The 13,765-nt window shown below is 64.1% G+C and carries 13 protein-coding genes; 9 read left to right on the top strand and 4 right to left on the bottom strand.

The window, feature by feature from the left end; all coding sequences use genetic code 11:
- Window positions 1-102 precede the first annotated feature (102 nt).
- The 3 genes from AC3WVQ_RS19035 to AC3WVQ_RS19025 are packed head-to-tail and all read left to right on the top strand — an operon-like array spanning window position 103 to window position 3,103.
- A complete protein-coding gene (locus tag AC3WVQ_RS19035; protein WP_110818578.1) occupies window positions 103-1,464 on the top strand; it encodes an amidase in 1,362 nt (453 codons plus the stop codon).
- A complete protein-coding gene (locus tag AC3WVQ_RS19030) occupies window positions 1,461-2,372 on the top strand; it encodes an ROK family protein (RefSeq protein ID WP_060609497.1) in 912 nt (303 codons plus the stop codon). Before AC3WVQ_RS19035 ends, AC3WVQ_RS19030 begins: the two co-directional genes overlap by 4 nt.
- A complete protein-coding gene (locus tag AC3WVQ_RS19025) occupies window positions 2,369-3,103 on the top strand; it encodes a copper homeostasis protein CutC (RefSeq protein WP_060609500.1) in 735 nt (244 codons plus the stop codon). Before AC3WVQ_RS19030 ends, AC3WVQ_RS19025 begins: the two co-directional genes overlap by 4 nt.
- 86 nt (window positions 3,104-3,189) lie before the next feature.
- On the opposite strand, the gene nagA is transcribed toward AC3WVQ_RS19025, so the two are convergent.
- The 4 genes from nagA to AC3WVQ_RS19005 are packed head-to-tail and all read right to left on the bottom strand — an operon-like array spanning window position 3,190 to window position 7,048.
- On the bottom strand, window positions 3,190-4,350 hold the full coding sequence (gene nagA / locus AC3WVQ_RS19020; RefSeq protein ID WP_060609504.1) for an N-acetylglucosamine-6-phosphate deacetylase: 1,161 nt from the start codon (window positions 4,348-4,350) through the stop codon (window positions 3,190-3,192).
- Window positions 4,347-5,369, bottom strand: coding sequence for an SIS domain-containing protein (locus tag AC3WVQ_RS19015; protein WP_034804852.1), 1,023 nt, complete (start codon window positions 5,367-5,369; stop codon window positions 4,347-4,349). The genes nagA and AC3WVQ_RS19015 overlap by 4 nt, the downstream gene beginning before the upstream one ends.
- A gap of 33 nt (window positions 5,370-5,402) precedes the next feature.
- Entirely contained in the window at window positions 5,403-6,167 is a 765-nt protein-coding gene (locus AC3WVQ_RS19010; RefSeq protein ID WP_034804855.1) for a GntR family transcriptional regulator, read from the bottom strand.
- Entirely contained in the window at window positions 6,164-7,048 is an 885-nt protein-coding gene (locus AC3WVQ_RS19005; RefSeq protein WP_060519464.1) for a glucosamine kinase nucleotide-binding domain-containing protein, read from the bottom strand. Before AC3WVQ_RS19005 ends, AC3WVQ_RS19010 begins: the two co-directional genes overlap by 4 nt.
- A 198-nt stretch (window positions 7,049-7,246) precedes the next feature.
- On the opposite strand from AC3WVQ_RS19005, the gene AC3WVQ_RS19000 reads away from it, so the two are divergent.
- The 6 genes from AC3WVQ_RS19000 to AC3WVQ_RS18975 all read left to right on the top strand — a co-directional run bounded on the left by AC3WVQ_RS19000 (window position 7,247) and on the right by AC3WVQ_RS18975 (window position 13,680).
- Entirely contained in the window at window positions 7,247-8,143 is an 897-nt protein-coding gene (locus tag AC3WVQ_RS19000; RefSeq protein ID WP_060519462.1) for an N-acetylmuramic acid 6-phosphate etherase, read from the top strand.
- Window positions 8,144-8,200: 57 nt separating this feature from the next.
- Window positions 8,201-9,460, top strand: a complete 1,260-nt coding sequence (locus tag AC3WVQ_RS18995; protein WP_034804866.1) for an ABC transporter substrate-binding protein — start codon at window positions 8,201-8,203, stop codon at window positions 9,458-9,460.
- Window positions 9,461-9,802: 342 nt separating this feature from the next.
- The gene (locus tag AC3WVQ_RS18990; protein ID WP_034804869.1) at window positions 9,803-10,753 is read left to right on the top strand and encodes a carbohydrate ABC transporter permease; all 951 of its coding nucleotides are present in this window, start codon (window positions 9,803-9,805) and stop codon (window positions 10,751-10,753) included.
- Between the two features lie 11 nt (window positions 10,754-10,764).
- The gene (locus AC3WVQ_RS18985) at window positions 10,765-11,604 is read left to right on the top strand and encodes a carbohydrate ABC transporter permease (RefSeq protein WP_060609508.1); all 840 of its coding nucleotides are present in this window, start codon (window positions 10,765-10,767) and stop codon (window positions 11,602-11,604) included.
- Window positions 11,601-12,665, top strand: a complete 1,065-nt coding sequence (locus tag AC3WVQ_RS18980) for a Gfo/Idh/MocA family protein (protein WP_110818580.1) — start codon at window positions 11,601-11,603, stop codon at window positions 12,663-12,665. Before AC3WVQ_RS18985 ends, AC3WVQ_RS18980 begins: the two co-directional genes overlap by 4 nt.
- A 13-nt stretch (window positions 12,666-12,678) precedes the next feature.
- The gene (locus tag AC3WVQ_RS18975; protein ID WP_034804877.1) at window positions 12,679-13,680 is read left to right on the top strand and encodes an ABC transporter ATP-binding protein; all 1,002 of its coding nucleotides are present in this window, start codon (window positions 12,679-12,681) and stop codon (window positions 13,678-13,680) included.
- Window positions 13,681-13,765: the final 85 nt, after the last annotated feature.

The following is a 13,765-nucleotide window of genomic DNA, read 5'->3' as shown; positions in this document are numbered from 1 at the left end:
GCAAGATTCATGCGCCTCGTCTAAGGGAAGCATGGAAAACGCCGGGAGCGGCGATATTGTAGACATACGGGATGCCGGCAGCAGCGCTCCGCGGAGGATGACATGACAGAACAAAAGACACTCGCCAGCCTTTCAGTGCTGGTGCAGAGCGGCAAGCTGGATCCGGTGGAGCTCGCCAAGGAAACCTATGCGGCGATCGACGCACACGGCGATTACGCCATCTTTGTCGAGCTGACGCCGGAGCGCGCGACGCGGGATGCGGAGGCTGCCTCGAAGCGTCTGAGGGCCGGGCGCTCGCTCGGTCTGCTCGACGGCCTGCCGGTCGCCTGGAAGGACCTGTTCGACACCGCCGGCAACGTTACGACCGCCGGCTCGGCCGTGCTTCGGACGAACGCGCCGGCAACGAGCGACGCGCCTGTGGTCGCCGCCGTTTCCGCCGCCGGCATGGTCAGTGTCGGTCGCACCAACCTTAGTGAATTCGCCTTCTCCGGCCTTGGCCTCAACCCGCACTACGGCACGCCGCGCAACCCGGCGGCCACCGACGTCGAGCGCATTCCCGGCGGCTCGTCGTCGGGCTCGGCGGTCGCGGTTGCGGCCGGACTGGTGCCGGCGGCCATCGGTACCGACACCGGCGGATCTGTCCGCATTCCCGCAGCCTTCACCGGCATCGTCGGCTACAAGGCGACGCGCGGCCGCTATGCGATGAAGGGCATTTTTCCGCTGGCTGAAAGCCTCGATTCGCTCGGGCCACTCTGCCACACGGTACAGGATGCCGTCTGGGTGGACGCCGCCATGCACGGGCTGACGGCGCCGACCGTGCGCCGCGCCGACCTCTCGAGCATCGCGCTGGTGATCCCGGAAACGGTGGTGTTCGACGATGCGGAGCCGGAAGTCGTCGAGGCCTTCGAGGACGCGATCAAGCGACTTGAGCGGGCCGGCGTTGCCGTCAGCCGCCGCGCTTTTCCAACCTTCTCGGCCGTGTTCGGGCTGATGGCCCGCCACGGCGCCCTGGTGACGGCGGAGGCCTATGCGCTGCACCGCGAGCGTCTGGCCGGGCCCGAGGCCAACGCGATGGATCCACGCGTCGTCGCCCGCACGCGGCTCGGCGAGAAGATCTCCATGCCCGACTACATCGCGCTCCTCGACGCGCGCGACCAGCTGATCCACGAGACGGTCGAAAGTCTGAAGCCGAACGAACTCATCGCCCACCCGACGCTGCCCCATGTCGCCCCGCCGATCGCGCCGCTTCTCGAAGACGACGAACTGTTCTTCAAGATCAACGGCAAGACGCTGCGCAACACCTCGATCGGCAACTTCCTGGATTTCTGCGGCATCTCCATTCCTTGCGGGCTCGGGGCGGCGGAAATGCCGGTCGGCTTCCAGCTTGCGGCCCCGCATCACCAGGACGACCGGCTGCTTTCGGTGGCGCTTTCGGCCGAGGCGATCATCCGGGGTGAGGCATGATCGTCTGTTTCGATATCGGCGGCTCTGCAATCAAAGGCGCGATCGTGCATTCGCGCGACCGGATCTTTCCGCTGCCGCGCCGAACCACGCCACTTACCAATTTCCGCCAGTTCGTGCAGGCGCTCGAATCGGTTCTGGACGAAGCGGGCGGACACCCGGACTGCGTGGCGATCTCGATCACCGGCGTGATCGATCCCGAGACGCGGCGCATCAAATGCGCCAACATTCCCTGCATCGACGGGCTCGAACTGGTTGCTGAACTCGAGGCGGCGCTGCATCTGCCGGTAAAGATCGCCAATGACGCCGACTGTTTTGCGCTGGCCGAGGCCGGAGCGGGTGCAGGGCGCGGTCATCGCATCGTCTTTGGTGCCATCCTCGGCACCGGGGTCGGCGGCGGCCTTGTCATCGACGGCCGGCTGATCAATGCCGATGGCGGATTCGCCGGCGAATGGGGCCATGGCCCGGCGATCGCGTCGGAGGCCGGGGATCCACCAATGGCGATTCCCGCCTACGCCTGCGGCTGCGGCCAGAAGCGCTGCGTCGATACCGTCGGCGGCGCCCGCGGGCTGGAACGGCTGCACCAGACCGCTCACGGCAAGACGCTTTCGAGCCAAGAGATCATCGAGGCCTGGAAGGTTGGCGACGCCGAGGCGAAACGCACGGTCGACCTGCTCGTCGATCTCGTCAGCTCACCGCTGGCGCTCGTCGTCAACATCACGGGTGCGACGATCGTGCCCGTCGGCGGCGGCCTTTCCAATGCCGAGGAACTGCTCGCCGAGATCGACAAGGCGGTGCGTAGCCGGATTCTGCGGCGGTTCGACCGGCCGTTGGTTGTACGCGGCGAATGCCGGATCGAGCCCGGCCTCATTGGCGCGGCGCTGCTCGGGCTTTCAGGAGACAAGGCATGAGCGACATCAAACTCGAAGTCTGCGTCGACGATGCCGACGGACTTTACGCGGCCATCGAAGGCGGCGCCGACCGGATCGAGCTTTGCGCCGCCCTTTCCGTCGGTGGCCTCACGCCCAATCCCGGCCTTATGGCGCTGGCTGGCCCGCCACGAGTGCCCGTCTACGCGATGATCCGGCCGCGGCCCGGCGACTTCATTTTCTCAACCGCTGACCTCGACGCGATGCGCCGCGATATCGACGCGGTACGGGATGCCGGTCTGGCCGGCGTCGTGCTCGGCGCCTCGCTTGCCGATGGCCGGCTCGACACGTCGATGCTCACCAAGCTCAGCGGCCATGCAGCCGGACTCGGCATGACGCTGCACCGGGCCTTCGACCTCGTCCCGGATTTCGCCGAGGCGATGGAAATCGCAGTCGACCTTGGCTTCGAGCGCATTCTCACCTCAGGCGGGGCCAGGAGCGCGCCGCAGGCGATCGACCGCCTTAGCGAAATCATCGGCCTTGCCAAGGCCAGGCTGTCGATCATGCCGGGATCCGGCGTCACGCTGAAGACGGTCGACGCTCTGCTCGATCACCTCACGGTCAGCGAAGTGCACTCCTCCTGCTCGATTAGTGAGCCGGCTCAGGATCAACGCTTGGTCGATATGGGGTTCGTTTCTTCCGATCGGCGCCGCACCGATCCGGAGACGGTGCGGGCGATGAAGGCGAAGCTTGCGGCCCGCAGCCCGCGCTGATCGGCGCCTTTCCTTCCCTCAAAGGAAAGACCCGGAGAGCAGAGCGCTTTCCGGGTCTTCTTGTCAAATCTTCTCGTAAGCGGCAATCAGGCTGCGTAGACTTGGTCGCCGCCAATCCAGGTGGAGCCCATGCCGAGTTCAGGCGTGAGCAACACGAAATCGGCGTCCGCTCCGGGCTTCAGCCGTCCCTTGTGAGTGGCAAGCCCCATGGCATCGGCCGGATAGGCGGACGCCATGCGAAGGGCTTCCTCGACCGGGAGGCCAAGCTTCTCGTGCACGAAGCGCACCGAAGACAGCATGTCGATGTCGGCGCCGGCAAGCGTGCCGTCGGCAAGCGTCAAGCGGCCACCTTCGCGCAGGATTTCGCGGCCATTGAGCTGGAAGCTCTTCATGTCGGTGCCGATCGGCGACATCGCGTCCGTGACGAGAAAGATCTGGCCCGGCCCCACCTTGGCGCGCAGCGCCACGCCCATCGACGCCGGCTCGACGTGATAGCCGTCGGCAATCAGGCCCGCATGCAGCGTGCCGGTGGCAAGCGCAGCACCGACCACGCCCGGCTCGCGATGGCCGAGACCGCTCATGGCATTGAAGAGGTGAGTGACGGTACGTGCACCCGCCTTGGCGTAGGCGACCGCAGTTTCATAGCCGACATCCGTGTGGCCGAGGCTGACGACGGCACCGGCATCGGCGAGCGCCTTTACCTGCTCCCTGGTGGCGTTTTCCGGCGCCACAGTCACCATCAGGACACCGAGCGCCTTGGCGCAATCGAGCATTTCGGCGAGATCGGCATCGTCCATCGACCGGATCAGTTTCGGATCATGAGCACCCTTGCGCGCGACCGAAAGATGCGGGCCTTCGAGATGCAGCCCGAGGAAACCGGGCACACCGGCCGCCTTTGCCTCAAGGCCGGCCTTGATGGTGGCGCTTCGGATTTCGCGCGTATCGGTGATCAGCGTCGGCAGAAGCGCCGTGGTGCCGAACTTGGCATGGGCCGAGCAGATCTGCCGGATGCCTTCGACGGTCGGCTCCTCGTTCAGAAGCGCACCACCGCCGCCGTTGACCTGCAGGTCGATGAAACCCGGCACCAGCAGCATGCCGTGGGCATCGATCCGTTCGGCGTCGGCGGGAATGTCGGCCGACGCCACGATCGCCTTGACGCGACCAGCTTCGATGACGAGGGCGCAGCCGTCGTGCCATTCGACGCCGTCGAACAGGCGGGCGCCGGTGATTGCCTTCCTCTCGCTCATCTCGTCTCCGTTACCTTCTTGAGGCTTGCCGGCGCATCGGGATTGAGACCGCGCGAACGCGACCAGGCCTCGACGAAACCGTAGAACGGCAGGATCAGCGTCAGCGCGTCGGTGATCGGGTGACCGGTCTCGACGAACGGCAGGCGCTTGGCCTTGACGGCGAGGTTCGAAGTAGCATGAACCACCGCGCCCTTTTCCGCCATACCGTCGGCAATGCCGGCAACCGACGTCTCGGCCGCATCACGGGCGGCAAGCGTGAGCACCGGGAACTTGGCGCCGACGAGCGCCACCGGCCCGTGCAGCACTTCGGCCGCCGAATAGGCTTCCGCATGCATGCCGGAGGTTTCCTTGAACTTCAGCGCCGCTTCGCTGGCGATGGCGAGCGCCGGGCCGCGGCCGAGCACATAGAGCGATTCGGCTTCGCCGAGATCGTCGGCAAAGGCCTGCCAGTCGAGCTTCACGGCCTTGGCAAACTGGTTCGGCAGGTCGGCGACCGCGCGCTGAAGTGCAGCGTCGCCGGTCCATTCGCCGAGCACGGCAAGGCCAGCGACGATCGAATTGACGTATGACTTCGTGGCGGCAACGGCGATTTCCGGACCGGCCAAGATGTCGAGCGGGTTGGTGCAGGCCTCTGAAATCGGCGACGGCAGCGTGTTGGTGAGCGCGATCGAGACCGCGCCGGCATCGGTTGCAGCCTTTGCCATGGCGACGATATCCGGGCTCTTGCCCGACTGCGAAATCGCGATCGCCGCGGCACCGCCGAGCTTCAGCTTGGCACCGTAGATCGAGGCGAGCGACGGGCCGAGCGAAGCGACGGGCACGCCGGCTTGCAGCTCGATCGCATATTTGAGGAACAGCGCCGCATGGTCGGAGGAGCCGCGGGCGATAGTGACGAGGAAGGCCGGATCCTTGGCGCGCAGTGCGGCGCCGGCGGCCTTCAGCTGGTCGGCGGAGCGTTCCAGCAGACGCTGGGCGGCTTCGGGGATCTCGTCGATTTCTCGGCGCATATTGGTCTGCATGGTCAATTCCCTTTCTTGGCGGAGCCGTCGCTTTTAGGATTCCGACAGCGTCAGTTCCGCGACAAAGTCATAGGCATCGCCCCGGTAGAGCGAGCGGGTGAATTCGACGACGCGTCCCGATGCGAGATAGGAGACACGTTCGATGGAAAGGCCGGCCGAACCGACGGCGACGCCGAGCATCGAGGCATCCGGATCCTTGATGTTGCAGGCGGAGATGCGCTGCACGGCGCGAACCGGTCGCGAGCGGGTCTTGTCGAGCGCAGTATAGAGAGACGAGGTGACGGCCTGCGGGTCCGGCAGGAACTCCGCCGAAATGCTGGCGCGCTCGATGGCAAGCGGCATGTCGTCGGCGATGCGCAGGCGCCCGAGCCGGGCAACCAGCGCGTCGGCCGGAAGGCCGAGCGCCATCATCTCATCCGGAGAGGGGTGAAACAGGCCGCGCTCCAGCCAGCGGGCATGGGTGTTCAGGCCGCGGCGCGCCATGTCTTCCGTGAACGAGGTCAGCCGCGAGAGCGACTGCTGCACCTTGGAGACCGGCTTGACGACGAAGGTGCCGGAGCCGTGGCGGCGAACCAGCAGGCCGTCGCGCACGAGATCGTCCACCGCCTTGCGCACGGTGACGCGGCTGATGTTGGCGTAGTCGGCAAGATCACGCTCGGGCGGCAGAGCGTCGCCGTGGTTCAACTTGCCCGACTGGATCGCGTCTTCGAGCGATTGCCGAAGCTTGAGATAGAGCGGCCCCGACCCTCCGGACTGCAGACCCTCGAGCGGCAGAATGGAAGCGAGCTGGTGCGTCATGCGCCTGCCCTCGCCTGGGTGCCGAAACGCTGGGCGGCAACGGCGACCGATCCGGTCAGCGCGTCGGCTTCCGCCTCGACGAGCAGGGCCTGATGCCGATCGGCAAGCCAGGGGCGATAGAGCGGCGCCAATCCGCCAAGAAGGCACAATCTTTCGCAGCCTCTTGCAACGACGACATCAAGCGCCTCATCCACTGTGAGGGCAGCGGCTTTCAGGATGCGCACGGCAACCGGGTCGCCGGCGGCGGCGCCTTCGAAAACACGCGGCGCATAGCGGCCGAATTCCCCGGGCTTGGCGAGGCGGGCGAAATCGACGACGTCGCGCGCCTCGTTGTTGAATTCGGCAAGGACGCTGTCGGTGACCGCCGAGGCTTCATGAATATTGTCGAAGGCAAGCAGGCTTTCCTGCAGAAGCGCATGGCCGATGCGTGCACCGCTGCCATGGTCGCCGATGGTGAAGCCCCAGCCGCCGACATAGCTGACGGTTTCGCCCTGGCGAAGGATATAGATGCTGCCGGTACCGAGAATAGCGACCGCACCGTCACGATTGCCGAGCGCGCCCTGAAGGGCAATCAAGCCATCGGATTCGATATCGGCTGCGGCGAACGGCAGGCGGCGCTTAACATAATGCACGGCGTCGCCGACATTGTGCCCGGCGACACCGACGATCGCCTTGGCAGCGGTTATGCCCTGGGGATCAAGGCCCGCTTCCATAAAGGCGGCGCGTGCGGCCTCACCGATATTGGCAAGCGCGGTTTCCGGGTCTGTCAGGATATTGGCCGCACCCGCCTTGCCGCGCCCGAGAATGCGCCCGTCCGCCGATGCCACAGCAGCCCGGCAGCTCGTTCCGCCGCCATCGATTCCGATCAGGTAATTTGTCATGAGTACCTCCGCCCATTGAGGATACCAAAAAAATACCAATAACCAAGCCTGAATCCGTCTGCAGTTTCGTTTTCGTTGCAATACGTTGAAATTCAATGGCTAATTTAGCTGTTTAGTTTTTTAAGACGTCAAAACTTAAATTCTGCTGGACAATTGGTATTTTTTTGGCATTAATTTGACCAAGAGGAGATACAACCCATGCCGTCAGCCAAGACCGAAGAGCGCCACGACAACGCCAAGGGCCTGGATCTTATGCATCCGGCGCTGGCGCTCCGGCTGCTCGCGTCCGGCCAGCAGGCGGCCGCCAAGGCCGTCGACGCGGCGATCGAGTCGATTGCGGCTGCCGCATCGCTCGCGGCCGAATCCCTCGCATCCGGCCGGCGTCTCGCCTATGCGGGCGCTGGCAGTTCCGGCCTGATGGCCATGGCCGATGCGCTCGAACTGCCCGGCACCTACGGCATTCCCCAGGACCAGATCGTCGTTCTGCTTGCCGGCGGCACCGCCAGCCTGAGCGACCTTGCGGGCGGCTATGAAGACGACATGGACCTTGCCCGCAACGACGTCCGCAAGGCCGGCATCGGCGCGGGCGACTGCCTTGTTTCCGTTTCCGCCAGCGGCTCCACCCCTTACGCGCTCGCCGCGGCCGACGAGGCCCGCAAGCTGGGCGCCAAGGTGATCGCTGTCGCCAACAATCCTGGTGCGGCGCTGTTCAAGGACGCCGACGTTTCGATCCTTCTGCAGACGCCCCCGGAAGTGGTTTCCGGTTCGACGCGCATGGGTGCCGGTACCGCGCAGAAGATCGCCTTCAACATGTTCTCGACGCTGGTCGGCATTCAACTCGGGCATGTGCTCGACGGCCACATGGTCAACCTGCGCGCCGACAATATCAAGCTGCACGGCCGCGCAATCCGCATCGTTACCGACATTACCGGCATCAGCGCTGGCGAGGCCGGCCGGCTGATCAACATGGCCTCCGGCTCGGTCAAGGTCGCAATCCTTCTCGCCTCTGGCGCGAAGGACGTTGCGGTCGCGGAGGCGGCACTGAAAGAGGCCAGACAGAACCTGCGCCGGGCGATCGATATCGTCACGGCCTGACATAAGCCTGGGATTCAAACCGCGCCAAAACGGCGCAACATAAGAGGGAGAAGCTGAATGACCCGTACGACTATCAAGGGCCTGCTGCTTGCGTCGAGCATTCTCGGCACGGCCGGGCTGGCGCACGCCGAGGACGTGACGCTGACCATCGAAAGCTGGCGCAACGACGACCTGGCGATCTGGCAGGAAAAGCTGATCCCGGCCTTCGAAGCCAAGAACCCGGGCATCAAGGTCAAGTTCGCCCCGATGGCACCGACCGAATACAATGCCGCGCTCAACGCCAAGCTCGACGCCGGCTCCGCAGGCGACCTCGTCACCTGCCGTCCGTTCGACGTCTCGCTCGAACTTTACAACAAGAAGCACCTCGCCGACCTGACGAGCCTGCCGGGCATGGAAAACTTCTCGCCGGTCGCCAAGTCCGCCTGGACCACCGATGACGGCAAGGCCACCTTCTGCGTGCCTATGGCATCGGTCATCCACGGCTTCATCTACAACAAGGACGCCTTCGACCAGCTCGGCATCCAGATCCCGACGACGGAAGCGGAATTCTTCGCTGCCCTCGACAAGATCAAGGCCGACGGTAACTACATCCCGATGGCGATGGGCACCAAGGATCTCTGGGAAGCCGCAACCATGGGCTACCAGAACATCGGCCCGAACTACTGGAAGGGTGAGGAAGGCCGCGCCGCGCTGATCAAGGGCGAGCAGAAGCTGACCGACGAGCCGTGGGTCGAGCCCTACCGCGTTCTTGCCAAGTGGAAGGATTATCTCGGCGACGGCTTCGAAGCCCAGACCTACCCGGACAGCCAGAACCTCTTCACGCTCGGCCGCGCCGCGATCTATCCGGCCGGCTCGTGGGAGATCGGCCTGTTCAACACCCAGGCTCAGTTCAAGATGGGCGCCTTCCCGCCGCCGGTCAAAAACGCTGGCGACACCTGCTACATTTCGGACCACAACGACATCGGTATCGGCCTCAATGCCAAGAGCGCACATGCCGAGCAGGCCAAGACCTTCCTGACCTGGGTTGCTTCGCCTGAGTTCGCCGACATCTACGCCAACGCACTGCCGGGCTTCTTCAGCCTCAACTCGACCCCGGTGAAGATGACCGATCCGCTCGCCCAGGAATTCGTCTCCTGGCGCGAAAAGTGCAAGCCGACGATCCGCTCGACCTACCAGATCCTGGCACGCGGCACCCCGAGCCTGGAAAATGAGACCTGGGTCGAATCGGCCAACGTGATCAACGGCACGGATACGCCTGAGGTTGCCGCCGAGAAGCTGCAGAAGGGCCTCGACGCCTGGTACAAGCCGGCGAAGTAAGACGTAAGCGCAACAGGTTCCCTCCCCTTCTTGGGGAGGGTCGGCCCTACAGCGCCGCACGTTCTGGACGTGCATAGAGCACCTTTAGCCGGATGGATTTAAGGATGCCGTAGGGACCGGGCGGGGCGACATGCCGAATCACGGCACTCCCCCAGCCGAAGCGTCACCGGCCTCCCACAGTGGGAGGCCACCGACGCAGTCGTTTGCAAAAGAACGCGATAGACTTAACCTTCGTCATGAGCCCTCGATAAAGGGGCAGACGGCATGCGGCGCGACCGGCCGCGTGGCGCCGGTGCGCATCATGATTGTCTGGGGACCGGTCTTCTAGAAACGGATGGATCCATGAGTGACGCTCTTTCAGTGCAAGAGGGACAGCCGACCGCAAGGCGGCCGAAACGCTGGCACATCCTCGTCTTCCTGCTGCCGGCCTTCCTGGTCTATTCGGCGGTGATGATCCTGCCGTTGATCGAGACGCTCAGGCTTTCGCTGTTCAACACGGTCGACGGCCAGTCGACCTTTGTCGGCCTTGCGAATTTCCAGACGCTGTTTGGCGAAGAGCGCTGGGCGCACGACTTCTGGAATGCGCTGAAAAACAACGTCATCTTCTTCATCATCCACATGTGCGTGCAGAACCCGATCGGCGTTGCGCTCGCCGCCATGTTGTCGATCCCGAAGCTGCGCTTCGTCACTTTTTACCGCACGGCGATCTTCCTGCCGACGCTGCTCTCCTTCGTGATCGTCGGCTTCATCTGGAAGCTGATCCTGTCGCCGATCTGGGGCGTGGCACCCGGCATGCTCGACCTCGTCGGCCTGAAGTCGCTGTTTGCCCCCTGGCTCGGCAAGCCGGGCTCGGCGCTCATCACCGTGTCGCTGATCTCGGTCTGGCAATATGTCGGCATCCCGATGATGCTGATCTATGCCGCCCTGCTCAACATTCCGGATGAGGTGATCGAGGCTGCCGAATGCGACGGCGTCACCGGCTGGAGCCAGTTCTGGAAGATCAAGCTGCCGCTGATCCTGCCCGCCATCGGCATCATCTCGATCCTGACCTTCGTCGGCAACTTCAACGCCTTCGACCTGGTCTACACGGTGCAGGGCGCGCTTGCCGGTCCTGACGGCTCGACCGACATTCTCGGTACGCTGCTCTACCGCACCTTCTTCGGTTTCCAGCTGCAGCTCGGCGACCGCTCGATGGGCGCGACGATCGCCACGGTGATGTTCCTCATCATCCTCGCCGGCGTCTCGCTCTACCTCTTCGTCATTCAGCGCCGCATGCGCCGCTACCAGTTCTGAGGAGACCGGAGATGTCGAAAGCACGCGATTCATTTCTCCGCACCGGCTTCGTGCATGCAGCGCTCATCGCCTACACGCTCATCTCGCTGTTTCCGGTGTTCCTGACGATCATCAACTCGTTCAAGGATCGCAACGCGATCTTTCGGGCGCCGCTGACGATCCCGACGCCGCAGACCTTCAGCCTGATCGGCTATCAGACCGTCCTCGGCCAGGGGGACTTCGCCACCTATTTCCAGAACAGCTTCATCGTCACGATCGTCTCGATCGCGCTGGTGCTGCTCTTCGGGGCGATGGCCGCCTTCGCGCTGTCGGAATACCGCTTCCGTGGCAACACACTCATGGGCCTTTATCTCGCGATCGGCATCATGATCCCGATCCGTCTCGGCACCGTCGCCATTCTGCAGGGCATGGTCGCTGCCAACCTCGTCAACACGCTGACGGCACTGATCCTCGTCTATACAGCCCAAGGCCTGCCGCTCGCGATCTTCATTCTCTCGGAGTTCATGCGCACGGTCTCGGATGACTTGAAGAACGCCGGGCGCATCGACGGGCTGTCGGAATATTCGATCTTCTTCCGCCTGGTTCTGCCGCTCGTCCGTCCGGCCATGGCAACCGTCGCGGTCTTCACGATGATCCCGATCTGGAACGATCTCTGGTTCCCGCTGATCCTCGCGCCGGCGGAAACCACCAAGACCGTGACGCTCGGCTCGCAGATCTTCATCGGCCAGTTCGTCACCAACTGGAACGCGGTTCTGGCGGCGCTGTCGCTCGCCATCCTTCCGGTTCTCGTCCTCTACGTCATCTTCTCGCGGCAACTGATCCGCGGCATCACGGCAGGAGCAGTCAAGTGAGTGCAAGCAGCAAACCGGTCCGGGTCCTCGTCGCGGGGCTCGGCAACATGGGGCGCAGCCATGCGCTCGCCTATCACAACAATCCCGGCTTCGAGATCGTCGGCCTCGTCAACCGCTCGAAGGTGCCGCTGCCGGAGGAACTGAGCGGCTACACGATCCATCCGGACTTCAAGACGGCCCTGGCCGAATTGAAGCCCGAGCTCTGCTCGATCTGCACCTATTCGGACAGCCATGCGGACTTTGCGGTCATGGCGTTCGAGGCCGGCGCCGACGTCTTCGTCGAAAAGCCGCTCGCAACCACCGTCGCCGACGCCCAGCGCGTCGTCGCGGCTGCGAAGAAGCACGGCCGCAAGCTGGTGATCGGCTACATCCTGCGCCATCACCCCTCGTGGATCCGGCTGATCGCCGAAGCGCGCAAGCTCGGCGGTCCGTATGTCTTCCGCATGAACCTGAACCAGCAGTCCAGCGGACCGACCTGGGAGACGCACAAGTCGCTGATGAAGACGACGTCGCCGATCGTCGATTGCGGCGTGCACTATGTCGACGTCATGTGCCAGATCACCGATGCCAAGCCGGTGGAAGTGCGCGGCATGGGGCTCCGTCTCTCCGACGAGATCGCGCCCGACATGTACAATTACGGTCACCTGCAGGTGATCTTCGAGGATGGTTCGGCCGGCTGGTATGAAGCCGGCTGGGGGCCGATGATCTCGGAAACCGCCTTCTTCGTGAAGGACGTGATGTCGCCGAAGGGATCGGTGTCGATCGTCATGGACCAGAATGCCAAGTCCGACGACATCGACATGCACACAAAGACCGCGGTGATCCGGCTGCACAACGCCGAAACTGGTCCCGATGGCCGCTTCCTGAAAGCCGACGAGGACCTGAAGATGGACGGCGAGCCCGGCCACCAGGAACTCTGCGACCGCGAGCAGGCCTATGTGCTGAAGGCCATTCGCGAAAACATCGACCTCGACCGTCACATGAACGACGCCGTGCAGTCGCTACGCATCTGCCTTGCCGCAGACGAAAGCGTGCGCACCGGCAGACCAGTCAAACTTTAAAGGGGGCAACCAGGTGGGATCGCTTCAACTCAAATCCATCCGCAAGGCCTACGGTAGCCATGAGGTGCTGAAGGGCATCGACCTCGAGGTGAAGGACGGCGAGTTCGTCATCTTCGTCGGCCCGTCGGGCTGCGGCAAGTCGACCTTGCTGCGCACCATCGCTGGCCTCGAGGACGCGACCTCCGGCAGCGTGCAGATCGACGGCACGGAAGTCGGCCACGTGGCGCCCGCCAAGCGCGGCATCGCCATGGTGTTCCAGTCCTACGCGCTCTATCCGCACCTGTCGGTGAAGGACAATATGGGCCTTGGCCTGAAACAGGCCGGCGCTCCGAAGGCGGAGATCGAGGACAAGGTCGGCAAGGCTGCGAACATGCTGTCGCTCGATCCCTACCTGGCCCGTCGCCCGGCCGAGCTTTCGGGCGGCCAGCGTCAGCGCGTGGCGATCGGCCGCGCGATCGTGCGCGAACCGAAGCTCTTCCTGTTCGACGAGCCGCTTTCGAACCTCGACGCGGCGCTGCGCGTCAACACCCGGCTTGAGATTGCCCGGCTGCATCGAAGCCTGAAGGCAACGATGATCTACGTGACCCACGACCAGGTGGAGGCGATGACGCTCGCCGACAAGATCGTCGTCCTCAACGCCGGCCAGATCGAGCAGATCGGCTCGCCGATGGATCTCTACAACCGCCCGGCCAACGTCTTCGTCGCTGGCTTCATCGGCTCGCCACAGATGAACTTCATCGAGGGCGCCCGGCTCGGCGATGTCAAAGCCAAGACGATCGGCATCCGCCCGGAGCACATGGCGCTTTCACGCGAGAGCGGCGACTGGAAGGGCAAGGTCGTGCATGTCGAGCACCTCGGCGCCGACACCATCGTCTATATCGATTCCGAGCAGGTCGGCACCATCACCGTCCGCCTCTTCGGCGAACATCGCTACGCGCCTGACGACATCGTCTATGCGACGCCGACGGTCGGTGCCATGCACCGTTTCGGCGACGACGACCGCGTCCTCGCCTGATGCGTTTTGAGGCTAAGGCCTCATCACAGCTGCGTGAAAACCGGCCGCCACGGGACTAACCCCTTGTGGCGGCTGAATTATTTTT

The sequence above is a fragment of the Ensifer sp. EB106-05-01-XG146 genome (assembly GCF_058791875.1).
The sequence above is the reverse complement of the archived record's forward strand: the minus strand, read 5'-3'. Positions and strand labels throughout refer to the sequence as shown.